At 30.5% G+C, this 22,888-nt stretch carries 24 protein-coding genes and 1 tRNA gene; 3 read left to right on the top strand and 22 right to left on the bottom strand.

The window, feature by feature from the left end:
• Positions 1 to 12: 12 nt before the first annotated feature.
• The 5 genes from nifJ to rplM all read right to left on the bottom strand — a co-directional run bounded on the left by nifJ (position 13) and on the right by rplM (position 6,388).
• Positions 13 to 3,567, bottom strand: a complete 3,555-nt coding sequence (gene nifJ, locus L8V88_RS01110; protein WP_263726434.1) for a pyruvate:ferredoxin (flavodoxin) oxidoreductase — start codon at positions 3,565 to 3,567, stop codon at positions 13 to 15.
• 117 nt (positions 3,568 to 3,684) lie between these two features.
• On the bottom strand, positions 3,685 to 4,329 hold the full coding sequence (locus L8V88_RS01105) for an HAD family hydrolase (protein ID WP_263726433.1): 645 nt from the start codon (positions 4,327 to 4,329) through the stop codon (positions 3,685 to 3,687).
• Positions 4,330 to 4,332: 3 nt separating this feature from the next.
• Positions 4,333 to 5,319 carry an OmpA family protein gene (locus L8V88_RS01100; RefSeq protein WP_263726432.1) on the bottom strand — a complete coding sequence of 329 codons (987 nt, stop codon included), beginning with the start codon at positions 5,317 to 5,319 and terminating at the stop codon, positions 4,333 to 4,335.
• A 251-nt stretch (positions 5,320 to 5,570) separates the two neighbouring features.
• Positions 5,571 to 5,960, bottom strand: coding sequence for a 30S ribosomal protein S9 (gene rpsI / locus L8V88_RS01095; RefSeq protein ID WP_039617655.1), 390 nt, complete (start codon positions 5,958 to 5,960; stop codon positions 5,571 to 5,573).
• A 2-nt stretch (positions 5,961 to 5,962) separates the two neighbouring features.
• Positions 5,963 to 6,388: a 50S ribosomal protein L13 gene (gene rplM, locus L8V88_RS01090; protein ID WP_039617653.1), complete on the bottom strand. Its 426-nt coding sequence runs from the start codon at positions 6,386 to 6,388 to the stop codon at positions 5,963 to 5,965.
• Positions 6,389 to 6,576: 188 nt separating this feature from the next.
• Here rplM and L8V88_RS01085 point away from each other — a divergent pair, with 188 nt between their 5' ends.
• The 3 genes from L8V88_RS01085 to L8V88_RS01075 are packed head-to-tail and all read left to right on the top strand — an operon-like array spanning position 6,577 to position 8,296.
• Positions 6,577 to 7,380 carry a DnaJ domain-containing protein gene (locus tag L8V88_RS01085; RefSeq protein WP_263726431.1) on the top strand — a complete coding sequence of 268 codons (804 nt, stop codon included), beginning with the start codon at positions 6,577 to 6,579 and terminating at the stop codon, positions 7,378 to 7,380.
• A 23-nt stretch (positions 7,381 to 7,403) separates the two neighbouring features.
• Positions 7,404 to 8,126 (top strand): WG repeat-containing protein, encoded by a 723-nt coding sequence (locus L8V88_RS01080; RefSeq protein ID WP_263726430.1) that lies wholly within the window; start codon positions 7,404 to 7,406, stop codon positions 8,124 to 8,126.
• 32 nt (positions 8,127 to 8,158) lie between these two features.
• Positions 8,159 to 8,296 carry a WG repeat-containing protein gene (locus L8V88_RS01075; RefSeq protein WP_263726429.1) on the top strand — a complete coding sequence of 46 codons (138 nt, stop codon included), beginning with the start codon at positions 8,159 to 8,161 and terminating at the stop codon, positions 8,294 to 8,296.
• Here L8V88_RS01075 and L8V88_RS01070 read toward each other — a convergent pair.
• The 17 genes from L8V88_RS01070 to L8V88_RS00990 form a co-directional block, all read right to left on the bottom strand.
• Entirely contained in the window at positions 8,293 to 11,037 is a 2,745-nt protein-coding gene (locus tag L8V88_RS01070) for a RecB-like helicase (RefSeq protein ID WP_263726428.1), read from the bottom strand. The genes L8V88_RS01075 and L8V88_RS01070 overlap by 4 nt on opposite strands.
• Positions 11,034 to 13,421 carry a PD-(D/E)XK nuclease family protein gene (locus L8V88_RS01065; protein ID WP_263726427.1) on the bottom strand — a complete coding sequence of 796 codons (2,388 nt, stop codon included), beginning with the start codon at positions 13,419 to 13,421 and terminating at the stop codon, positions 11,034 to 11,036. The genes L8V88_RS01070 and L8V88_RS01065 overlap by 4 nt, the downstream gene beginning before the upstream one ends.
• Positions 13,421 to 13,933 (bottom strand): FixH family protein, encoded by a 513-nt coding sequence (locus L8V88_RS01060; RefSeq protein WP_263726426.1) that lies wholly within the window; start codon positions 13,931 to 13,933, stop codon positions 13,421 to 13,423. The genes L8V88_RS01065 and L8V88_RS01060 overlap by 1 nt, the downstream gene beginning before the upstream one ends.
• On the bottom strand, positions 13,934 to 14,509 hold the full coding sequence (locus tag L8V88_RS01055) for a hypothetical protein (RefSeq protein ID WP_263726425.1): 576 nt from the start codon (positions 14,507 to 14,509) through the stop codon (positions 13,934 to 13,936).
• Positions 14,506 to 14,607 (bottom strand): hypothetical protein, encoded by a 102-nt coding sequence (locus L8V88_RS01050; protein ID WP_087685197.1) that lies wholly within the window; start codon positions 14,605 to 14,607, stop codon positions 14,506 to 14,508. The genes L8V88_RS01055 and L8V88_RS01050 overlap by 4 nt, the downstream gene beginning before the upstream one ends.
• A 2-nt stretch (positions 14,608 to 14,609) precedes the next feature.
• Positions 14,610 to 14,822 carry a DUF4006 family protein gene (locus tag L8V88_RS01045; RefSeq protein WP_263726424.1) on the bottom strand — a complete coding sequence of 71 codons (213 nt, stop codon included), beginning with the start codon at positions 14,820 to 14,822 and terminating at the stop codon, positions 14,610 to 14,612.
• Positions 14,822 to 15,700, bottom strand: coding sequence for a cytochrome-c oxidase, cbb3-type subunit III (ccoP, locus tag L8V88_RS01040; protein WP_263674777.1), 879 nt, complete (start codon positions 15,698 to 15,700; stop codon positions 14,822 to 14,824). Before ccoP ends, L8V88_RS01045 begins: the two co-directional genes overlap by 1 nt.
• Positions 15,700 to 15,903: a cytochrome c oxidase, cbb3-type, CcoQ subunit gene (locus L8V88_RS01035; protein WP_039617636.1), complete on the bottom strand. Its 204-nt coding sequence runs from the start codon at positions 15,901 to 15,903 to the stop codon at positions 15,700 to 15,702. Before L8V88_RS01035 ends, ccoP begins: the two co-directional genes overlap by 1 nt.
• A gap of 8 nt (positions 15,904 to 15,911) precedes the next feature.
• Complete coding sequence (gene ccoO / locus L8V88_RS01030; RefSeq protein ID WP_087700416.1) at positions 15,912 to 16,577, bottom strand: cytochrome-c oxidase, cbb3-type subunit II; 666 nt, start codon at positions 16,575 to 16,577, stop codon at positions 15,912 to 15,914.
• A gap of 11 nt (positions 16,578 to 16,588) precedes the next feature.
• Complete coding sequence (gene ccoN / locus L8V88_RS01025) at positions 16,589 to 18,055, bottom strand: cytochrome-c oxidase, cbb3-type subunit I (RefSeq protein WP_263674776.1); 1,467 nt, start codon at positions 18,053 to 18,055, stop codon at positions 16,589 to 16,591.
• Between the two features lie 116 nt (positions 18,056 to 18,171).
• Positions 18,172 to 18,834: a sulfite exporter TauE/SafE family protein gene (locus tag L8V88_RS01020; protein ID WP_263726423.1), complete on the bottom strand. Its 663-nt coding sequence runs from the start codon at positions 18,832 to 18,834 to the stop codon at positions 18,172 to 18,174.
• Positions 18,831 to 19,949, bottom strand: a complete 1,119-nt coding sequence (gene carA, locus L8V88_RS01015; RefSeq protein ID WP_263726422.1) for a glutamine-hydrolyzing carbamoyl-phosphate synthase small subunit — start codon at positions 19,947 to 19,949, stop codon at positions 18,831 to 18,833. The genes L8V88_RS01020 and carA overlap by 4 nt, the downstream gene beginning before the upstream one ends.
• Positions 19,946 to 20,497 (bottom strand): DUF507 family protein, encoded by a 552-nt coding sequence (locus L8V88_RS01010; protein WP_263726421.1) that lies wholly within the window; start codon positions 20,495 to 20,497, stop codon positions 19,946 to 19,948. Before L8V88_RS01010 ends, carA begins: the two co-directional genes overlap by 4 nt.
• A 61-nt stretch (positions 20,498 to 20,558) precedes the next feature.
• Positions 20,559 to 21,077, bottom strand: a complete 519-nt coding sequence (locus tag L8V88_RS01005) for a MotE family protein (RefSeq protein ID WP_263726471.1) — start codon at positions 21,075 to 21,077, stop codon at positions 20,559 to 20,561.
• Entirely contained in the window at positions 21,074 to 21,493 is a 420-nt protein-coding gene (locus tag L8V88_RS01000; protein WP_263726420.1) for a flagellar FliJ family protein, read from the bottom strand. Before L8V88_RS01000 ends, L8V88_RS01005 begins: the two co-directional genes overlap by 4 nt.
• Positions 21,490 to 22,740: an adenylosuccinate synthase gene (locus L8V88_RS00995; protein WP_012661109.1), complete on the bottom strand. Its 1,251-nt coding sequence runs from the start codon at positions 22,738 to 22,740 to the stop codon at positions 21,490 to 21,492. Before L8V88_RS00995 ends, L8V88_RS01000 begins: the two co-directional genes overlap by 4 nt.
• A 27-nt stretch (positions 22,741 to 22,767) precedes the next feature.
• A tRNA-Sec gene (locus L8V88_RS00990) sits at positions 22,768 to 22,865 on the bottom strand.
• Positions 22,866 to 22,888 lie beyond the last annotated feature (23 nt).

Here is a 22,888-nt window from a genome sequence, read left to right as displayed (position 1 = left end):
TCGAAGCAAATTTTAGTTTTCATTACTAAAATCAGCACTTGCTAAGCGTTTAAGTTGTCTATAACGGCGTTGTGCTTCTGCTTTATTTTTTTCAAATAATTCTTTTGCTTGTTCAGGATTTGATTTTTTAAGTGAGCTATAACGCACCTCATTCATTAAAAAGCTTTCATATAAATCCCAATCAGGCTCTTTAGAAGAAATTGTTAAAGGATTTTTACCTTCAGCTTCTAAACGCGGATCATAAATATAAGTTGGCCAATATCCACATTTTGTAGCAAGCTCTGCTTGATTTCCTGAATTTCCAAGCCCACCTTTAATACCATGAGCTATACAAGGAGAATAAGCTATAATCAAAGAAGGCCCATCATAAGCTTCTGCTGCCATTACAGCTTTTAACAACTGTGCATAGTTTGCATTAGAATTTACTTGAGCTACAAAAATATAGCCATAAGTCATAGCAATTTGGCCTAGATCTTTTTTCTGTATTGGCTTACCTGCTGCAGCAAACTGCGCTACTGAACCTGTTCTTGAAGATTTTGAGCTTTGACCTCCGGTATTTGAATACACTTCGGTATCAAGCACTAAAATATTTACATTTTCACCACTTGCTAAAACATGATCAAGCCCGCCATAACCTATATCATAAGCCCAACCATCACCACCAAAAATCCAATGTGATTTTTTGCTCAAATAGCTTTTAAGCTCTAAAATATCATTTACAGCTTTAATTTGTTTATTTTCTTCTAATAATGGCACTAACTTATCTCTTAGTTCTAAAGAAGCTTTAGAATCTTCTTTATTTGCAATCCATTCTTTATATAATGCAGAAAGCGCATTAGGAACTTCTTGCATACTTTCATTCATGATTTGCTCTATTTTATGTCTTGTTGTTTCAGTTGCTATTTTCATACCAAGACCAAATTCAGCATTATCTTCAAATAAAGAATTACCCCAAGCAGGCCCATGACCATTTTTATTGCTTTTTCTATAAGGAGTTGAAGGAGCTGAACCACCATAAATAGAACTACAACCCGTTGCATTAGCAATAATCATTCTTTCACCAAACAATCTAGTGATTAAAGTAATATAAGGAGTTTCTCCACACCCTGGGCATGCTCCATGGAATTCAAATAAAGGTTGAGCAAATTGAATACCTTTTGCATTTTCTCTATTTAAGATATTATCTTTATAACTTACTTTTTTGAATAAATAATCTGCATTTTCTTGCTCACCATGATCAAGCTCTTCACCTAGTGGCACCATTACTAAAGATTTTTCTTTAGTAGGACACTCATGCACACAAAGCTCACAACCTGTACAATCAAGTGGTGAAACTTGAATTTTGAAATTTAATTTTTGCTCTTTCACGCCTTTTGCGTTTAAGCTGTGTTCTTTTACACCTACTGGAGCATTTTCTAATTCTTTTTCATCTATTAAAAATGGTCTAATAACTGCATGTGGACATACTGAGGCACATTGATTACACTGAATACAATTAGTTTCTATCCATCTTGGCACCATAACACCAACGCCTCTTTTTTCATACTCAGTAGTACCATGCTCAAAACTACCATCTTCATAGCCCAAAAATGCCGAAACTGGTAAATCATCACCCTTAGCTGCATTCATAGGTTTTGCGATTTTTTCAACAAACTCAGTACCTTTATAAGCTATAGTTTCTTCTTTAACTTCATCAGCTAAATTTGCCCAAGAAGGATCAATATCAACTTTTACAAGTCCATCTGCACCTACATCAATAGCTTTATAATTCATCTCAACTATAGCATCACCTTTTTTGCTATATGATTTATAAGCTAATTCTTTCATATATTTTTGTGCATCTTCAAAAGGAATAATATTAGCAAGTTTGAAAAATGCTGATTGCATAATTGTGTTTGTTCTACTACCTAGTCCTATTTCCCTAGCAAGTTTTGTAGCATTAATGATATAAAAATTAATTTCTTTTTGCGCTAAAACTCTCTTAACTGCATTTGGAATTTTTTTAATAGTTTCTTGCGCACTCCAAATACTATTTAAAAGGAAAGTTCCACCTTTTCTAATACCTGCTAAAACATCATAAATTTCTAAATAAGCAGCAACTGAACACGCTACAAAATGCGGTGTAGAAACTAAATAAGTTGAAGTGATAGGTTTTTTAGAAAATCTTAAATGGCTTCTTGTATAACCACCTGATTTTTTAGAATCATAAGCAAAATAAGCTTGCGCATAAAAGTCTGTTTTATCCCCTATGATTTTAATAGAGTTTTTATTTGCACCTACAGTACCATCAGCACCAAGCCCATAGAATAAACACTCTATAGTACTTTCATCACCTAAAGAAATTTTTTCTCCCACAGGCAATGAAGTAAAGGTCACATCATCATTAATTCCTATGGTAAAACCATCTTTTGGATTTACTTGATTTAGATTTTCAAAAACTGCTATTAACTGAGCAGGATCTACATCTTTTGAAGAAAGTCCATATCTACCACCAACGATTAAAGGTGCTTTTTCTTTTCCATAATATGCACTTTTTAAATCCAAATAAAGTGGCTCGCCTAAACTTCCTGGCTCTTTAGTTCTATCTAAAACAGCTATTTTTTCAACACTTTGAGGCATTACATCAAATAAATATTTTAAACTAAATGGTCTATATAAATGAACTTTTAAAACCCCTACTTTTTCGCCTTTACTGTTTAGATGATCTACAACCTCTTTTAAAGCTTCAGTCACTGAACCCATTGCTACTACAATGCGTGTTGCGTTTTTATCCCCATAATATACAAAAGGCTTGTATTCCCTTCCTGTGATTTTTGAAATTTCTTGCATATATTCATTAACAATGTCAGGAATAGCTTCATAATATTTATTTGCTAACTCTCTTGTTTGAAAATAAATATCATCATTTTGAGCCGTACCTCTTGTTTTTGGATTTTCTGGATTTAGACAGGAATTTCTAAATTCTAATAAAGCTTCACGGTCAAGCAAACGATCAAAATGTGCATAATCCATTACTTCGATTTTTTGGATTTCATGGCTTGTTCTAAAACCATCAAAAAAATGCATAAAAGGTACTCTACCTTTAATAGCTGCTAGGTGTGCAACACCTGCTAAATCCATACTTTCTTGCACAGAATGTGAACAAAGCATAGCAAAGCCTGTTTGTCTTGCAGCATAAACATCTTGATGATCTCCAAAAATAGATAATGCTTGAGAAGCTAAAGCCCTAGCTGCCACATGGATAACCCCAGGTAAAAGCTGACCTGCGATTTTATACATATTTGGTATTTTTAATAAAAGCCCTTGAGATGCTGTATAAGTAGTAGTTAAAGCACCTGCTTGTAAAGAACCATGAACTGTCCCTGCTGCTCCTGCTTCACTTTGCATTTCTACGACTTTAACCGGTACTCCAAAAAGATTTTTTTTCCCTTGAGAAGCCCATATATCAGTATAATCTGCCATAGGAGAGCTTGGGGTAATAGGATAAATTCCAGCAACCTCTGTGAATGCATAGGCAGCATAAGCTGCTGCTTCGTTACCATCCATTGTTTTCATTATTTTACTCATTTAATTATCCTTATAATTAAAATAATTACTTAAAATCAATAGCTACTTTATCTTTAATTGTCTTAAACAATGATAAAAATTTTTTATTATTTATGTGTATAGGGTTTGAATGTGAAATTATCGGATATTTTTTATATGTTTTACAGCTTCATAAGTATTTTCAAAAAGTGGAATTTTAAATTTAGCTAAACTTTCCTTGCTTTCATAACCACTACTTACTGCTATGGGTTTAACGCCAGCATTACAAGCTGCTTGAATATCTAAATGAGTATCTCCGATCATAAATGCATTTTCTTTGCTTTTAGATAATTTTTCTAAAGCTAACAAAATAGGCTCAGCATTTGGTTTTGGGTAAGTTACATCATCTCTACCTATGATAACTTTAAAGTATTTTCCTATACCTAAATGATCAAGTAAAGGTTTAGAAAATTTAGAACTTTTAGTCGTTACAACAGCTAAATCAGCAAACAAACTAGCTTCATATACACTTTCTTTTGCCAAAGAGAGCAAAGAAGTTTGCTTCATATAGATTTTTTGATATACGCTTCTATAAGCATTAATATACTCACTTGTTTTTTCTTTTGGCACTCCAAGTTTCTCAAAAGCTACATCTAAAGGAAAACCTATTAAAGCTTTAATGGCTTCATGATCTCTTAAAGGCTCTTCAAAAGCTTTAAAAGCAGCATCAAAACCATCTAAAATGGCACTTGTAGAGTCTATCAAAGTGCCATCTAAGTCAAATAAAATTGTCTTTTTTAACAAAGCTTATTCTTTAATGAAAAATTTTGCTTCCACGCGTCTATTTTGCGCACGGCCTTCTTTAGTATCATTGCTTGCTTTTGGCTTTTCAAAACCATAGCCTTTAGTTGCAATTTTTTCTTTAGCTACGCCTGATTTTTCAAGTTCTTTCGCAACTGCCTTAGCACGCTCTAATGATAATTTTTGATTATAAGCTTTAGGGCCTGTGCTATCTGTGTGACCTTCTAAAATAGTATAATATTGTGGGTTTTCTTCTAAAACCTTACCTACTTCTTGGATTTTTTGTGCAAACTCAGGATTTATAGTGATTTGATCAAAACCGAAATGCCCTTCAAGTGCTATTGTCTTTTCACAACCTATATGATCAAGCAAAGCACCCTTTCTTGGCTCTGGACATGATTTATCAATTTGTTTTGTTTGCGGTTTTTCTTCGATTTGTTTAGTTGCAGTTTGAGGAGTTTTTGGAGCTTTATTGCCAAAATAAAAACTCAAACCAACACTAGAAATCAAATTATGTTCACCATTATTGAATTTAATTTGATCTCTTGCTTCAAGTCTTAAAGCCAAATCTTCGCCAAGTGCAAATTTAAAACCCGCACCATATTGAGCAAACATACCGCTTTTATTTTCATAAGCTCCATGGCTTAAATACTCATAACCCGTTCCTAACAAACCATATAAATATACATGATTAGCTAAATCAATTCCTTTAATAGCATTTATATAAAATCTTGAAACACTAGTATCTGTATGTGTATTATCGTTTGGATTATTATATTTTGCGTTATCATAATACTCTAAGCCAAGCTCAGCTTGATCTATCCATAAATCATCATAATGATAACCAAATCTTAAACCCACTCCACCATAATTTTTAAGATCTAAATTTCCTTCTGGAGTTGTATAGTTAAAGGTTGGAGTGATTTCTATTTTACTAGCATCAAAAGCAAACAAAACACTAGCTAAACTAACTAATCCTATAATTTTTTTCATAAACTATCCTTAAATAATGAAAATAAATGGGGTATTATATAAAAAGAAGATTAAAATAAAATAAGCCCCTTTTTGGGAAAGGGGCTTAAATTTACTACAAAAAGGAGGTTTCCCTGATCGGACTTTGAAATTATAAAAGTTTATTCTAAACAAAAAATCCTTTGATTTTAAACAAAACAAAAATATATGAAAAAATGTGATTTTAAAAATAAAAGAGAGAGTGGATCCAAAAAAATGGATCCAAAAAAAGATTAACGTTTAGAGAATTGCGGGCTTCTTCTTGCTTTTCTGCGACCGTATTTTTTACGCTCAACAGTTCTACTATCTCTAGTAAGAAGTCCTTTTGGTTTTAATAATGCTCTAAAATCTGCATCCATAGCAGCTAAAGCTCTTGAAATACCATGTCTTAAAGCTTCAGCTTGAGCGCTGTATCCACCGCCTAAAGTTGTTGCTTTAATATCCATAGAAGTTTCTTGTTTAGTTACTAATAAAGGCTGAACTACTTTTAATTTTATAGCTTCATGTCCGCCAAGCCAAGTGTTTAAATCCATACCATTAACGATGATTTTACCACTACCAGCTTTTACCCAAACTTTAGCTACAGCGGTTTTTCTTTTACCTGTTGCGTATGTTGTTGCCATGATTATTTTCCTTTATTAGCAATTTGAGCAGTATGAGGGTGTTCGCTACCTGCATAAATTTTTAATTTTTTAAGCATAGCTCTACCTAGGTTTGTTTTAGGTAGCATACCACGAACTGCTAATTTATATAATTTAACTGGATTTTTTTCTAATAAATCACCAAATTTTTCACTTTTTACGCTTCCAAAATACCCTGAATGTCTGTGGTATAGTTTATCTTCTGCTTTATTTGCACCTGTGAAAACTGCTTTAGAAGCATTGATAATGATTACATAATCTCCACAATCAACATTTGGAGTATAGCAAGGTTTATTTTTACCTCTTAAAATAGTCGCTACTTCTGTTAAAAGACGACCAAAACGCTTTCCTTCAGCGTCTAAAACGATCCATTCGCGTTTTACTTCGTTTGGCTTTGTTATCTTTGTCATCATCTTACCTTTGCCAAAAATTTTTTTAAAAATGAGATTATAATTATTTTAGCTTAATTAATACTTAATTTAAGAATACTTAAAGTTTAAATATTTTGATTAATTCTTGCAGATAAAAGTAAAATAGCACATTTTAAGTAAGTTCTTTATAAAATAACTTTTTATTATATTAAAAATAAGGTTTTATTTTGTTTTCTTTAAAATTTAAAACTCAAGAATATAGAATTTGCAAGCATTGCTCAGAATTTAACCCCGACAAAGACGCTAAATTTTGTATATTTTGCGGAAAAGAATTATACCATGTTGCAAGACAAAAATTTGATTATATTTATAGTAAAAATCCTGCTATCATGGTTGCTTTTTTAGCAAAAGTTGCCAAAGTAGATAATAAAATCATTACTCAAGATTTATCTAAATTTATATCTTCTTTACTTGATAAGATAGAAATGTTTTATACTAAAGAGTATAGTGGCTTTAGAAATACTTATGCAAATATTTTTGAGTATGAGAAAAATCAAGGTAGAAGCATTAGTGAGCTTTGCTCTAACATACGCATAAGCAAGAAAGAAGCAGATTTTCTTATATGTTTATTGCTTGATCTAATATATTATGATAAACAAATGAGTGCAAATGAAAACACCTTAATGGAAAATATCATCATAGGACTTGGGTTAAACCTCATAAGCTTTAGGGAAATAAAAATAAGGTATGAGCAAATTTATAATTTCACACATGAAAACTCTCAGCAAAAACAAGAAAAACACCAAGATGAAATAAAAATCACCCTAGAGCAAGCCTATGAAATTTTAAATTCTCATCCAAATGATAATTTTGAAAGCATAAAGAAAAATTATAGAAAGCTAGCTAAAGAATACCACTATGATAACCTTCATTCTAAAGAGCTTCCACCTGAACTTTTAAAGATAGCTCAAGAGATGATGAAAAAGATCAACCAAGCCTATGAAATCATAAAACAAGCAAGAGGTGTATGATGCTTATTTGCAAGCGCTGTAATATGAAAAATTTAGATGTAGCTAAATTTTGTAAAGAATGTGGTAGTAATGAACTATACGATCCACAAGCAAAAGAAAAACTAGAAAAAGAAAGACAAAGACAAGAAGAATTAAAAAAATTAGAAGAAGAAAGAAAAAGAAAAATCGAAGAAGAGATAAAAATAGCCCAAGAAGAAAGAGAAAAGAAACTCAAACAAAGAAAAGAATTCATCACAAAACACAAAAGTAAAATCATAGCTAGTGCGATAATTTTGTTTTTGATAGCTTTAGCTAGTGTGTATCAGTATTTTTATGGTGGAAAATATAGCCGAATTTGCATAAGCGAACTTGAAAGTAAATGCCACAGCGATGAAGCAAGTTGTAAAATACTCCAAGCTATCTACAAAGAAAAATGCGACAAGGGAGATAGGAAAGCTTGTATAGGTGCTTATATACACAAACATAAGGATCTAAGAGCTATCAAAGATAATAATCAATGGAATTTAGTCGATGAAAATAATAAAATTTTAGTTGAAAATGCATTTGATTATACGTGGGGTTTTAATGAAGGTTTGACTGGTGTTAAACTGAATGGTAAATGGGGTTTTGTTGATACAAGTGGAAAAATTGCAATAGAACCTCAATTTGACGATATACGGTATTTTAGAGGCGGAATAGCAAAAGTTAAACTAAACGGAAAATGGGTATTTATTGACAAAAAAGGTAATATTGTATCTAAAGATTAAATAACTTTATAAATTTGTTGAAAGGATAAATAATGAACCCTGAAATTATTAAGCTAGGTGATTTTAAGGAAGGTTTGATAATAATTAGAATGGGAAATAATTATGGTTTTATGAATGAAAAAGATGAGATTGTAATAAAACCTATATTTGATGATATAGATTATTATTAAACCTCCACTATCTCCACTCTATCCTTTAAAACATACACCAAAAAAGCCTTAGTGGAAGTCTTGGCTAGGATTTTTTCTATAGCTTCTTTGTAAAGCAAAACTTGCTTTTTATGCTCGTTTAAATTTAAACCCGTTTTATAGTCTATAATGATAGCTTCATTATCATCAAATGCAAGCATATCAAGCTGTTTTTGCTCACCTTTATAAGTGATGATTTGCTCTTTTAGTAGCTTTTTACCCACTAAAAGCGCGTTAAAGCTCTCATCTTTTAAAAGCATAGTAAGTCTTTTAAAAAGCTCATTAAAACCTTCATCATCTAAGTAAAAACGATATTTTTTATGCACCATTTGCTTGCAAAATTCAAAATTACTTTTAGTGTTAAAGTCAAAATATTGCAAAAACTCATGCAAAGCCAAGCCAAAATGTATTTGCGTGCTTGAAAGATGACTTTTTACTTTAACTTCTTGCAAATTTACCTTTTGAAATTCTTCAAAGTTTTCTATTTGTTCTAAATTTTCTAAAGGCTCATTTGTTTTAACAAGCTGTTCTTCTATAATGCCTATTTGTTTTTCTTCATAGTCTTGAAAATAGCTCTTAAAGGTTTTAAAACTCTCATCGTTTTTTACAATAAAAAGAGAGTTTTTAGCTCTAGTAAGGGCTACATATAGACAATTTATCTCATCTTCTGCTTGAAGTTTTTCTCTTTTAGCTAAAAAGGCATTGTAATTTTGATCTTCAAGATATTTTCTAACACTGTGTCGGTATTTTACTTCCCAACCTTGCTCTAAATCATACTCAAACATTAAAGTTTCATTATCCGGAGCTTTTTTACTAAGTCTATCAAGTACGATTAAATTTTCAAATTCAAGCCCCTTAGATTTATGCACAGTCATGATACTTACTCCATCATCTTGAGCTTGCAAAGACTTTAACTCGCATGGAGCAAACAAAAAATCAAAAAAATTATCAAAAGTGCTTGCATACTCTAAATATGCGATGAGATTAACATCACTTAAATCAAGCTTTAAAATATGCACTAGGTATTTTAAAATCTCACTTACACTACGGTTTAAATCAAGCGTTATAAACTCAAGTTCTTTTTCTAAAATACTACTTGCAAAGTACAAACTAAACTCATCTTTAAGCACACAAGCCTTTGCGTACTCAAAAAGCACTCTTACACTAATACAATCTATCAAAGCTACATTGCTTTGTGTATAAGCTTTAATGTCATTTTCTTCAAGAAATTCTTTCATTAAAGTAGCGTCTTTGTTAATCCACACCAAAATGCAAATTTCACTGAGCTTTACGCCTTTTTCTAAAAGCTTTTGGATGATCTTTAAAACTTCTTTGCCACTTGCTTCATGTAAAGAACTTTTTGGTGGGATATGATTTTGCAAAACTTCCACATATCCACCTTCTTTAATGCTTTTTTGCAAAGTAAAGCTAGGATTTAAAAAGCTATCAAAAAATTTATCTTTAAAGACTTCATTTACATAATCAACAATGATCTTTTTACTACGATAATTAGTATCTAAATGCTCTAATTTAATTTGTGGAAAGTCTTTTAAAAGCTTATCAAAAAGCTCTTTTTTACCCCCTCTAAAACCATATATGCTTTGCTTTTTATCCCCCACATAAAAAAAGCTTCTATTTTTTTTCACTCCCTCGCCTGAAACAAGCTCAGCGATGATGGGTTTTAAAATTTGATACTGCAAAACATTAGTATCTTGAAATTCATCGATTAATAAATGCGAAATATAACCATCAAGTCTAAAATAAATCAAATCTTTGTTAGTTTCATCACTAATTAACTCATGAGTTTTTAAAGCTATATCTGAAAAAGTCAATGCATTTTGCTTGGCATTATTTTCATTTCTTGCTTCTTTAAAATGCTTCAAAAGCTTTGCAAGCATACTAATGCGATAATTTTCCATTTGAGTAAAATACTCTTTTGCGCTTTGTAAAAACTCTGCTCTTTTTTGTAAAAATTCACTATCGATGACTTTTACAAAATATTTTTTATCTAAATCACAAATAATAGGTTTAGTAAAGAAATCTTCTATGTTTTCAAATTCGAAATTTTTTTGATAGTTTTTATCTGTGCTTAAATTTCTTGCATAAGTTATAAACTCACTTAAGCTTTTTTCTAAAAAAGTTTTATTTGGAAAATGTGCATTTTGTATAGATTTTATCTCACAAGATCTTTCATACAAGCTTTCAAGATTTTGCAAAAAATCACTTTTACTTTTTGTTTGGACAATGTAATAAGCTAAAGCCCTTAGTTCTTCTTCGTCTAATTTAGAAATGAAATTTTTATAACTATCTTGACTTTCTATAATGTCAAAATCACTTATAAGACCTAAATTTAAAGCAAAAGAACGAATGATTTGTGAAAAAAAGCTGTCAAAAGTGTAGATATTAAGCTTAGATCTTAAAAACTCATCTTTGTATTTTTCTCTTAAAGCTATAAGCTCATTCTTGCTTTTGCCTAGCATTTTCATAAGCTCATTACACTCTGCTTTATTCTCTCCATTTTCAAGCACATCAAATTCTAAAAAGGTTTTAAAAACTCTTTCTTTCATTTCGCTTGTAGCTTTATTAGTAAAAGTAAGGGCTAAAATTTCATTAATCTTAGCTCCCATTAAAACCAAAGCTACAAAACGCACACTTAATGCAAAAGTTTTCCCACTTCCTGCACTAGCTTCTAAAGCTAAAAAAGGCTCAAAATGATAACTCAAAGTTTAAACTCCTTTTTATAAAGCATGGTATAAGGGCTGTAAGCATTGTCGTTTTTTTGATTAAAAAATTCTTTTTCCAAAGGCTCTTTAGCAAGCTCATTAAGTAAATCTTTCAGTTCTTGCACGCTCTTGCTTTTAGCATTTTCATGTATGATTTTGATATTTTTTAGATCATAAAAACAAGCTTTTGTATTTAATAAGGCATTTTGATTTTCTAATAAAAACTTATAAAAAGCAAGTTGATAAGACTTTTCATCTGCCTTGCCACTTTTATAATCTATAATCAATCTTTCATTGCCATTATTATCTACTCTATCTAAAAAGCCTATGGCGTGAATTTTCACTCCATTTTCTGCAATAAATTCTTTTCTTGGTGGATTAAATTCACATTTTTCTACCACATAACCTTGCTTAAAATGCTCATTTTCAAGTGTTTGAAATTCTTTAAATATAGTTTGTATTAAAGCTAAATTTAGCGCATCAACTCGGTATTGTTTAATGTTTTTTACCACTTGCATAAAAACTTCATAATCAAAATGATTTTTAGATTTTTGTGTATAATAAAGCTCTAAAGCCTTATGGATAAAACTCCCCAACTCATTTGCTCTAAGTGTATCATCTAAAGTCTTTGGCTCTTTTAATCTTAAAACATACTTATAATAATAATCCAAACCATAATGTACAAGAAGATGAAATCTTGAAAAAGAAAGATCGCTTTGAAAATAATCATGTTTTGCTTTAATACTTACAATAGGTTCAAGATTAAAAGTACATGGATAAGTTTGGAAATATTTCACATAAGCATTATTGCTATAAGTTTTATCTTCATAAAGCGGAAATTCAAGTTCATTTAAAAATCTTGATTTGATTTTTTCTTCATTTTCCACATAAGAAATTCCAACTAATTTTGCCTTGGCTATTAAAGTATAATAATAATGTCTTTGTAAATTTTCTCTTTGAGCATGAGTGATAAGTCCTGCTTTTTTGCGAATTTCATTGTTTAAAAATAACTCGCTTGAAACTCTTTTTGGGATAAACTCATCATTAAAATCAACTATAATTACCCCATCATATCTAAGCCCCCTACTTTCTAAAAGTCCCATTACAGTAACTTCACCACCACCAACACTGCTTAGTTTTATACCATCAATTTGCATAAAAAATAATTCTAAAATTTGCACAAAGCTTAACTTGTGTGTTTTTACAAGCTCTTTGATAAAAATAAGCTCTTGATATATATAATTTTTTAATTCCTCATCACTATCTTCTAGCAAATTAAAAATAAAATTCTCAAAAAAATCATAAGAAATATTTTCATCAAAAAGCTTTTTAAACTCTATAAAATCAACATTAGAAGAAAAAAAGTGTAAATTGCACAAATGTTTGTTTAAATTACACCTTTCATAAAATTCTTCATTTTCTTCATACTCAAACTCATCATCTTTAGCACTTTCATACAAAGACTTTAATCTATGATAAAAAAGTGTGTTTTTAATACTTTCTCCACTTGCATAGTTTAAAACATTATTTTTATCATAAAGTCTTAAAATATCTACAAAATTCTCATCAGGAGTAATCACTACAATATCTTTTGCGTTTATACCGGATTTTAAAAAAGAATTAATTTTTTCAAAAACAAAAGCAGCTTGTAAAGATCTTAAGTGAAAACTTTTATAACTAATTTTACTTTCTTTAAAAAAGCACTCTTCTTTTAAAATTATTTTTTGATTTACATCAAACAAATAAGCATGATTTTCCTTAAGAGAAAGTCCTTGTAAAAAGCTAAGAGTATTTAAAAAATCTTTATTAAATTTAGTGCAATTAAACTGCACTTTAAGAGGAAGTATTTCCTTAACTTTTAACAAAAGCTCTACTTCAAAGGCATTTAAAAAACCTTGAAAATCAAAAATAATCTCATCATAATTTTTTAAAAAATCGCTATTAATTTCATAATCTAGTGGCAAAGAAATATCATCATATAGATTTTGCTCTTTTAACAAGACAAGATAATTTTTAAAAAGCTCTTCTAAAATTTGCAAATGCTCATCATACTGAGCATAAGCATCATGAAATTTTAATGAGTTGATATCTTTTTTTTCTAAACTAAGCTCTTTAAAGAAACTAAATAAATAAGCATTGTTTTTTAAGAAAGCAAAAAAATTACTCGGTATTTTTAAACTTTGCTCTAAATTTTTAGTTTGCTCGCAAGCCTTTTTCATCAAAAGCAAACACTCATAATGAGTTGCTTGAAAACATGGAGAAAAAACTAATTTTTGCATAAATTCAGCTATACTCATAGCCGGTTCTACTAAACTATCAATCTGTAGTTTTTTCTCATAATATTTTCTTAAAGCTCTTAGTGAGCTAAATACAAAAAGCTTCATTATCTAGTTTGTAAAAAGAATTTAAAAAATCCTACACTATTTTCATCTTGAGTGATTTTTAAAAGTATTTGCCAAACACCTTTTTCTTTGATATTAAAATCAAATACCAAATCATTTCCTTCTAATTTTGCTTGTAAATTCTCATCATTTGCATTTGTATGTGGGCGTGAAAGTAAAGTTTGAATTTGAAGCTTACTTAAGTCATAATCTTTTAAATTTTCAATAGCAATTCTCAGCTCATTTTGCCCTTCATTGATATAATAAACTTGATTTTTCTTATGCACAAAGCTTTCTTTGTCTTTAATGCTTAGCTTAAAATTTTCATCAAAAATCTTTTGTCTGTTTTGAATTTCATTATAATTTAACTCAACATTTTGATAAGAATCAAAATAAAAATTATCTTCATACACAGGGGCTTTGCTTGCAATAAAAACCGTAACAATACAAGCTATAACAATAAGCCCTAAAGAAATCAAAATACCATAAGGCCAAAATGTTTTTTGATTTTGCATTTATCTTCTCCTTTTGATTTTTCTTTGAACTAGCATTAAAATTGCGACACATAAAAAGCCATAGATTAAAATTCTCATGATATTTAAAGTATCACGATTTGAATTTCCATAAAAAGGTTTTATATTAAAATAATTTGCCACTTGATCGGCAATATCTGCATAGCCATTTAAAATAGCAGCATTATAAATATCTTTTTGTTTAGGATTTGCAAGTATAGGTAAAATCGTTCCTTTTTCAGGATAAGGACTTAAAACACCTTCTTTATCAAAATACTTCATAGCATCATCACTTGCAAGTATATCCACCTTATGCGAAGCTTTAGAAAACACAAGCAAAATATATGGCTTACTCAAATTAGCTTCATAGCTTTTTAAGCTTTCAAAGTCTTTTTTATCACTTAATGCTAAGGCTATATTAACTCCGGTTAATTCATGGATTTGTTTAGAACTTGAAGTGATATTTTGTTCTATTGCAGTATTTAAGATGTTATCATTTAATAATATTTCAGCATGCAAGAAATTAGCAAAGCAAATAAAAATGGCGGTTAAAAAACCGCCCTTAAATGTATTTTTCATCCTATAAAAAGATGATTTACAGTTAAAACCGACCAAGCAGTAATTCCTGCTGCTACAACTAAGCCAGCTATGATTAAGTATTCAAGAACTTTTGCCATAATCATTCCTTTATGATGATATGTTCTTCTCTTTTAGAGTCAAACATTTTAATTTGCTCTGCTTTTTCTAATTTATAAGGTTTTTGCATTACATCTTGCTGTGCTTTTAAACCCCAAACAGTAAATCCAGCTAAAATCGATAATAATAAAACAGTTGCTATTAACATTCCACTAACACCTGAAAGTGAAAATACACATCTATTTGAATTTTCCATTATTCACCCCTTGAAAGAGAAATTGCATATTCACTAACTGCTTCTTTTTGAAGCTCGTTTAATAAACCATTGTTAAAGTGAGGCATTACACCTATACTACCTGCTTTACCACGATTTAAAACATCTACTACAAACTCAGCACTACCGTATTTTGATAAATCCGGAGCTACTAATTGTCCATCAATAGTTCCTTTTCCGTCCTCTCCATGACATACTGTACAAGTTACAAAAAGCTCTTTTCCTTTTGCCACAAGCTGAGGATTTTCAGTTTTTTTAATCGCTGAAATTTCAGAAGCAACATAAGCTGCAATTGCAGGGATATCAGCCTCATCTATGCCATTATCTGCTGCGCTTAACATCTCACCCATAGGATAATTCATACCCTTAGAACCTTTAGTAATTACTTCTATAAGTCCTTCTTCTGAACCCCAAATGTTAAGGTTTTGTGCTTTTCCATTAATACCATCACCTGTAATTCCATGACAAGAAGAACACTGAACCAAGAAAATATTTTTACCCATTTCTTGTTTATCTTGTGCACTTAAATTTGCAAATTTCTGTGCAAATTTTTCATTATGCGCTTGTACTTCTTTGTTATACTCACCAATTTGAGAATAACTATTTAAAGGATATCCCCAAAGGAAATACCATATACACCATACTATAGACAAGAAAAACACCACAGCCCAACCAAGTGGTATAGGATTTTTAAACTCGCCTATACCATCCCAGCTATGTTCGCTTAGCTCACCTTGGCTTTTTTCTTCTTTCATACTTTTAAATAATTTTCCTACCACAACAAGCGTAATTAGTATGATAAGAATTGCTCCAATAAAAGATAATAAATTAACATTATCTTGTAAATTCAACCATTGCATTAAGCACTCCTTTTATTTTGCTCTAAAACACGATCACTGATTTCATCATGCAATGCTAAATCAGCATATTTTTCATAGTTTCTTCTACCTGTTTTTTCAGATCTATATAAATGAAACCAATAAGAATACAAAACTACCACTAAAAATACTACAAGAGCAAAAAAACCATAAGCTTGTAGCTCTCTTATTAGTTCTAAATCCATGGTTTTTCCTATTTTAAGCTATTAAGATACGCGATTAAAGCTACAATCTCTCTAATTTCGCCTCTAGCAAACGCATCTTTAACATCTTGATTTTTCATTTGATCTACTATAGCTTGAGCTTCTGCTTTAACTTCTGCTTGAGCTTCTTCCCAAGTACCAAGTTTTGTACCATTTTCAACATCGTAAGGCACATTGAAAACTTTTTTCACAGTCAATGCTTCTGCATAAGCTGTTTCTATGTTTGCATTATTGCTAAACATATGTTTATAAGCTGGCATAATAGAACCAGGAACAACTGAAACTGGATCCCACATATGATTTTCATGCCAATCTGTAGTTCTAAAATTACCTATACGTAATAAATCAGGTCCGGTTCTTTTTGAGCCCCATAAAAATGGTCTATCATAAGCATATTCACCACTAACTGAATACATACCATAACGATCTGTTTCTGATTTAAAAGGACGAATAAGTTGTGAATGACATGCATTACAACTTTCTTTAATATAAGCATGACGTCCTGCAAGTTGTAAAACCGTATAAGGCTTTTTACCTTCAATTGGTCTTGCATTTTGAGCAAAATCAGGTAAAACTTCTACAATACCCGCATATGCAATCACAATAAATACCGCTACAGCAAAAAAGAATGGATTTTTTTCTAACCAACTAAACATATTTTTCCTCCTTATGCTGCCATAGGTGAAGCACTTTTTGGTTCTTTATCAAGTACTCTACCCACTGCGATTGATTTGTAAATATTATAAACAAACATGAAAAATCCTACCAAGTATAACAAGCCACCCACAGCTCTAATCCAATAGTAAGGAATAATAGCTTCAACAGTATCGATGAAAGTATAAAGTAAGTTACCATACTCATCTGTAGCTCTCCACATCATACCTTGAGTAATACCTGCTATCCACATAGAACTAAAGTACAATACTATACCTGTGGTTTGAATCCAAAATTGAGCTTCCATTAGTGATTTGCTATATAGCTCTCTTTTAAACATTCTAGGCACCATATGATAAAGTGCTGCCATAGTCATAAAGCCAACCCAACCTAAAGTACCATCATGAACATGCCCTGGAATCCAATCTGTAAAGTGTGCTAATGCATTAACTGATTTAATAGAAAGAATAGGACCTTCTAAAGTTGAGAACATATAGAAAGTTGAAGCTAAAATCATAAATTTGATTAATGGACTTTCTCTTAATTGACTCCACTCACCTTTCATAGTAAGTAAGATATTAATTGCTGAACCCCAAGAAGGTAAAATAAGCACAATTGAAAAAACTGAACCCATAGTTTGCATCCAATCAGGTACAGTAGAATAAATCAAGTGGTGTCCACCTGCCCATAAATAAACAAACATTAAGCCCCAAAATGCAAATAAAGACAATTTATAAGAGAAAATTGGTTGACCGCTTTCTTTTGGTAAGAAATAATAAATTTGAGCAATAATACCAACAGTGAATACAAATGCAACTGCATTGTGTCCATACCACCATTGAACTAACGCATCATTTGTTCCTGCATACATAGAAACACTATGCCACCAATCACCCATTCCACTTACAAAATATGTTGGCACAGCCATATTATTAAATAGATAAAGCATTGCTATACCTAAAAAAGTAGCTATATAATACCAAAGTGAAACGTATAAAGTTTTTTCACGGCGTATTCCAATAAGTCCAAAAATACTTACACCCCATAAAACCCAAACTAAAACTACCAATATATCAAGTGGCCATTCAAGTTCAGCATACTCTTTTGAAGTACTAACACCTGCAAACAAAGTAATAACAGCTATAATCATAGTGATCATATAAAGCCAAAAATGTAATTTACCAATAAACATTAAAAAGCTTGATTCTGCCATACTAACTTTTAGTACACGCTGACCAATATAATACCATGTAGCCCAAATTCCTGAGAGCATAAAACCAAAAATTACACCTGAAGTGTGTAATGGTCTAAGTCTTGAAAAAGTACCATACTCACCGGCTAAATAGTTTAAATCCGGATAAGCCATTTGAAAGGCAATAAGCGTTCCAATAGCCATACCAATAACACCAAACAATAAGGTAGCAAACATAAAATATTTAGCAACCGTATAGTCATAGTTTAATGCATTTCCTGGGTGCATTTCCTCTCCTTAAGTTTTTTTCTGCAATTATGCAATCTTTATATTATATGATATTTAATATCTTTTTTAGCTTAAATTATGTCAAATTATTTATTATTTATTAATAAATTGTAATGTTATCGCGTGAGTATAAAACCTGTATAAGAAAAATACACACCATAAAAAAAGATTAAAATATAAGAAATCAAACTAGCTATTTTTTGAAATTTTTCATTTAATGTTTTAGAAAAATAAGCAAAAAATATCAAAGCGGGCAAGGTTGAAAGTCCAAAAACAAGCATAATTAATGCTGACAAATAAATATTTTGCACACTCATACCAAAGGCTATGTAAAAATACACCAATCCACATGGCACAAAACCATTTAAAAATCCTAAAAAAAGAGTACTTTTTAAAGACTTATTTTGAATTAGTTTGGAAATATTTTTTTTGATGATACAGTCAAAAATTAAAGAGCTTTCAAAAAAAGCTAAAAATTTTCCTTTAAAAATTAAAGCACAAGCTAAAATCATCATAAAAAGCCCAATAATAAAAAACATTACACCTTTTGCAAATTCGTTAAAAGAAAATAAATTTCCAAAAATTCCAAAAAATACGCCTAAGCAAACATAAGCAAAAATTCTAGATAAATGATAAGAGAAAATCAAAAGAGAAAAAGGGAGTTTAATTTGCTTTGAAAGCTGAGTATAAGCCAAAACAAAGCCTCCGCACATTCCATAGCAATGTCCAAAGCTTGAAAGAAAAGCTATACTCGCTAAAGCAATAAAATCTAAATTCACAAAAGCTCTAAAAATTCTTTAAAAATATACTTGCTCTCATGTGGCCCTGATGAGCTTTCTGGATGGTGTTGTACTGATATAATAGGATAATTTTTATATCTTACACCCTCTACATTGTCACCAAATAAATTTCTATGAGTAATTGTTGCAACCTCTGCTATTTTTTCAGGAACATTATAGTTGTGATTTTGGGCTGTGATTTCTACTGTGTTATTTGTAAGGTTGATTACTGGGTGATTTGCTCCATGTTGACCAAATTTCATCTTATAAGTTTCATAACCAAAAGCATTACTTAAAAGTTGGTGTCCTAAACAAATACCTAGCATAGGAATTTTTGCTTCTGCTAATTTTTTAATCTCTGCGATTTCATCTTTTAAAATTCTTGGCTCACCTGGCCCATTAGATAAAAATACCCCATGAATCACACCTTTTTGGTATAATTCAATCAAATCTTTTGCCTTGGTATTATAAGGAAAAACTTCTACTTCAAGCCCAACGCTTACAAGCTCATTTAAAATATTTTCTTTTACACCATAATCAATCACAGCTACTTTTTTACCACTTGCTTTTACATTCTCATAAGCTTTTTTGCTATGATCCCAGGCACCTTTACTATGTTTATAAGAGCTTTTAGTGCTAACCTGTGCTACATAATTTACCTCATCGATTTTAGCACTAGAAAGAAGCATTTTCTTAAGCTCTTCTTTGTCTTTTATTTCAGTAGATATTACCGCTCTTAAATTACCATAATCTCTAATCATTTTAACTAAAAATCTTGTATCAATTTCGCAAAGTCCTATTTTGCCATGATTTTTCAAATAAGCACTTAAAGAATTGTTAGCTCTAAAATTAGAATAATCTTCATTTAATTCTCTTATAATCATACCACTAGCAAAAACTTCTTTGCTTTCATTGTCTTCATCATTAACACCAACTATACCAATTTCTGGCATCGAAAATACCACAAACTGACCTGCATATGAAGGATCAGAAATAATCTCTTGATAGCCCGTTAAAGAGGTATTAAAAACAAGCTCACCAAAAAAAGTTCCACCTTTTCCAAAAGCCTTTGCGCTTAAAAAAACATCATTTTCTATATAAATATAAGCTTTCATAAAAGTCCCTTTTTTCTAAGCTCTTCTTGATACAGCTTTTCAAATACTAATTCATATTCTTCAGAACCTGGGATAAGTTTTCTTTTATAATTTGAAATTTTTTCATAAACCAAATCTTCTAAATTTTCATACTCTTTTAAATAAGACATAATGCTTGAAAAAATGAGATTTTTCACGCGATTTTCTGATACATTATAATTTATCAAATCCTCTTCTACTAAATTTTCTAAAATTTTATGAGAAAGATTGTTATATCTATCTTCACTATCAAGTATAAATTTAAATTCATTTGCTAATTTTTTCTTAATCATCCAAAACATACTTTTTCTATCTATTTGCATAAACTCAATTTCATCTTCCTGACTTTCCAAAAGCTCTTTTGCTTTTTCATCAAGCTTACGCTCGTTTAAAACATCTATTTCTATAATCTCTTTTGCTATTTTTAAAAGTTTTTGACTATCATCTTTGATTTTTACAAAAGAAGAATGTATTAAATCAAGTATTATTTTATTTGCTATATAAGGTATATGAGCTGGTTTGATACGCATTTATTCACCTTTTTATTTTTATTGAAATAATACTAAAAAAAAGGTAAAAACTGCTTAAAACTTACTGCGAACTTGCATTTTGATCTAAATTTTTCAAAAGTAGTGTTAAATCCGAAGCTTTTTTAGGTTCCATTTTTGCCATAATAGATGAAATTTTTCTAGGATCTAGCGAAAGTAGAATTTTTGAAGCTTCATCAGGCTCCATTTCGCTTAATATACCTGCCACAGCCACATCTTTCATCTTGGCATAGATTTCTGTAATACGTCCCATAGTTTTATCATTAATAATTTGAAGATTTTGCTTAGTTGCTTCTAATATACGCTCATTTTGTTCTTTTAAGCTTTTGATTTGCTCTAAACTTGCATTAATATCAGCTTCTTTTTGCATTAAAGCTTGCATTTTTTCTTTTTGTAAAGCTTCAAAAGATGCTCTATAAGCCTCCAAGCTTTGCCTTGCTTCATCATATTCTCTAATTTGTTCTTGCATTTGTTCTTTTCTTGCTTCAAAATACTGCTCACAATTTTGCTGTGCATTTACAAAATTTAAAAAAATCAATAAATATATTATTTTTTTCATTATTTATCCCTATTAAAATGTCTTGTTATAGCAAGTTCATCTATAAATTTTTCTTCTTCTTTTTGCAAGGCTTTTTGGATTTTTTTTAATTCTTCATTTTCTAAAACTTTAATTTTTTCAAATTCTAAATGGGCTTTTTTATATAAGTGCTGATGGTGTGCTAATTCTTTTTTAGTTAAATCCAATTTTTGCTTAACTCTTTGCTTACCTTCTCTTGCAATTTCTTGCATTTTTAAAGACGATCTTAACAAAGCTATCGAACCCTTATCAGCTAAAGTTAAGCTTTCGCAAGTTTTTGAAGCTTCTTTAAGCTCTTCTTCACACTGCAAAAGCTTTTGTCTTGTTTTAGTTAAATTTGCTTCTGCTTTATCAAGCTGTTGTTTTCTAAGCTTAATCACAGAAGAATATTTGCTTTTCATAAAATGATAGTATCTTCTCTTTCAGGACTTGTAGAGATATAGCCTACTTTAACACCACTTAATTCTTCTAAACGTTTAATGTATTTTTTAGCATTTTCAGGCAATAAATCATAATCCCTAATCCCTGCAACTTTATCCCAACCTTCCATTACTTCATAAATAGGTTTAGCATTTTCTAAATCACAAGGCACATAGTCTATTTCTTGTCCCTTATACTCATAAGCTTTACAAATTTTAACACTTTCAAAACCATCTAACACATCAAGTTTCATTAATGATAAAGTATCTAAGCCATTTAATCTTGCAGTATATCTTACCGCAACCGCATCAAACCAACCACATCTTCTTTTTCTACCTGTACTTACACCGATTTCTTTACCAATAAGTCCTATTTTTTCACCATCTTCACCTAAATCTTCACTTGGAAAAGCTCCATTTCCCACTCTTGTTGTATAAGCTTTTACTATACCTATAACTTTTCCAATTTCTTTTGGATTTAACCCCAAACCACTTAAAGCTCCAGCTGAAATAGTCGTTGAACTAGTAACATAAGGATAAGTTCCATGATCAATATCAAGCATCGATCCTTGCGCACCTTCTAATAATACTTTTTTATCCTCATCCAAAGCTTTCCAAAGCATTCTTGTGGTATCTGTAATATATGGTGCTAAAACTTCTTTAAAGCGTTTTAAATCTTTTAAAATTTCATCATAACTAGGCATTGCAATACCTAAAACATCAAAATAAGTTTTTTTAAGTTCAAAATCTTTCATTAAATTTTCACAAAGTTTTTCAGGCTCTAGCAATTCCCCTACTCTATGTCCATTACGACTTATTTTATCTTCATAACTTGGCCCTATACCCTTGCCTGTTGTTCCTATAGCTTTATCGCCTTTAAGTCTTTCTCTTGCTTGATCAATCAAAGCATGGTGATTTAAATTTAAATGAGCCCTATCACTTATAAACAATCTTCCTTCTAAATTTTCAAATTGAGCCATTTCGCTAATTAATACATCAGGATTAACTACAACTCCATTTCCTATAACATTAATACATTGCTTATTTAAAACACCTGATGGCATTAAATGTAAAGCATATCTTATACCATCAACCCATATAGTGTGACCTGCATTATGTCCGCCTGCACTCCTGCAAACATAATCATAATTTTCACATAGTTTATCAACTATCTTACCTTTACCCTCATCACCCCATTGGATACCAACTACAATATCTGCTTTACTCATAAAAAAAACTCCATTTTGACTTAAATTTGGCGAGAAGGTGAGAGAATCGAACTCCCCAAAAAGTAGTCAACTACCCTTTCATCTGATTTGAAGTCAGTGGCCATCACCAGATAAGCTAACCTTCCAAAAATTATATTATATCTTATAA

Origin of the sequence: Campylobacter sp. IFREMER_LSEM_CL2101 (assembly GCF_025771825.1) — a bacterium.
In the GTDB taxonomy this organism is placed as follows: Bacteria; Campylobacterota; Campylobacteria; order Campylobacterales; family Campylobacteraceae; genus Campylobacter_D; species Campylobacter_D lari_C.
This window is presented reverse-complemented; position numbering and strand designations above follow the sequence as displayed.

What these genes read in the sequence shown, in the direction of transcription:
- nifJ (WP_263726434.1), bottom strand. Translation starts at nt 3,567, where the DNA reads ATGAGTAAAATAATGAAAACAATGGATGGTAACGAAGCAGCAGCTTAT.
- L8V88_RS01100 (WP_263726432.1), bottom strand. Translation starts at nt 5,319, where the DNA reads ATGAAAAAAATTATAGGATTAGTTAGTTTAGCTAGTGTTTTGTTTGCT.
- rpsI (WP_039617655.1), bottom strand. Translation starts at nt 5,960, where the DNA reads ATGGCAACAACATACGCAACAGGTAAAAGAAAAACCGCTGTAGCTAAA.
- rplM (WP_039617653.1), bottom strand. Translation starts at nt 6,388, where the DNA reads ATGACAAAGATAACAAAGCCAAACGAAGTAAAACGCGAATGGATCGTT.
- L8V88_RS01080 (WP_263726430.1), top strand. Translation starts at nt 7,404, where the DNA reads ATGAAAAATTTAGATGTAGCTAAATTTTGTAAAGAATGTGGTAGTAAT.
- L8V88_RS01075 (WP_263726429.1), top strand. Translation starts at nt 8,159, where the DNA reads ATGAACCCTGAAATTATTAAGCTAGGTGATTTTAAGGAAGGTTTGATA.
- L8V88_RS01065 (WP_263726427.1), bottom strand. Translation starts at nt 13,421, where the DNA reads ATGAAGCTTTTTGTATTTAGCTCACTAAGAGCTTTAAGAAAATATTAT.
- L8V88_RS01060 (WP_263726426.1), bottom strand. Translation starts at nt 13,933, where the DNA reads ATGCAAAATCAAAAAACATTTTGGCCTTATGGTATTTTGATTTCTTTA.
- L8V88_RS01055 (WP_263726425.1), bottom strand. Translation starts at nt 14,509, where the DNA reads ATGAAAAATACATTTAAGGGCGGTTTTTTAACCGCCATTTTTATTTGC.
- L8V88_RS01050 (WP_087685197.1), bottom strand. Translation starts at nt 14,607, where the DNA reads ATGGCAAAAGTTCTTGAATACTTAATCATAGCTGGCTTAGTTGTAGCA.
- L8V88_RS01045 (WP_263726424.1), bottom strand. Translation starts at nt 14,822, where the DNA reads ATGGAAAATTCAAATAGATGTGTATTTTCACTTTCAGGTGTTAGTGGA.
- ccoP (WP_263674777.1), bottom strand. Translation starts at nt 15,700, where the DNA reads ATGCAATGGTTGAATTTACAAGATAATGTTAATTTATTATCTTTTATT.
- L8V88_RS01035 (WP_039617636.1), bottom strand. Translation starts at nt 15,903, where the DNA reads ATGGATTTAGAACTAATAAGAGAGCTACAAGCTTATGGTTTTTTTGCT.
- ccoO (WP_087700416.1), bottom strand. Translation starts at nt 16,577, where the DNA reads ATGTTTAGTTGGTTAGAAAAAAATCCATTCTTTTTTGCTGTAGCGGTA.
- ccoN (WP_263674776.1), bottom strand. Translation starts at nt 18,055, where the DNA reads ATGCACCCAGGAAATGCATTAAACTATGACTATACGGTTGCTAAATAT.
- carA (WP_263726422.1), bottom strand. Translation starts at nt 19,949, where the DNA reads ATGAAAGCTTATATTTATATAGAAAATGATGTTTTTTTAAGCGCAAAG.
- L8V88_RS01010 (WP_263726421.1), bottom strand. Translation starts at nt 20,497, where the DNA reads ATGCGTATCAAACCAGCTCATATACCTTATATAGCAAATAAAATAATA.
- L8V88_RS01000 (WP_263726420.1), bottom strand. Translation starts at nt 21,493, where the DNA reads ATGAAAAGCAAATATTCTTCTGTGATTAAGCTTAGAAAACAACAGCTT.
- L8V88_RS00995 (WP_012661109.1), bottom strand. Translation starts at nt 22,740, where the DNA reads ATGAGTAAAGCAGATATTGTAGTTGGTATCCAATGGGGTGATGAGGGT.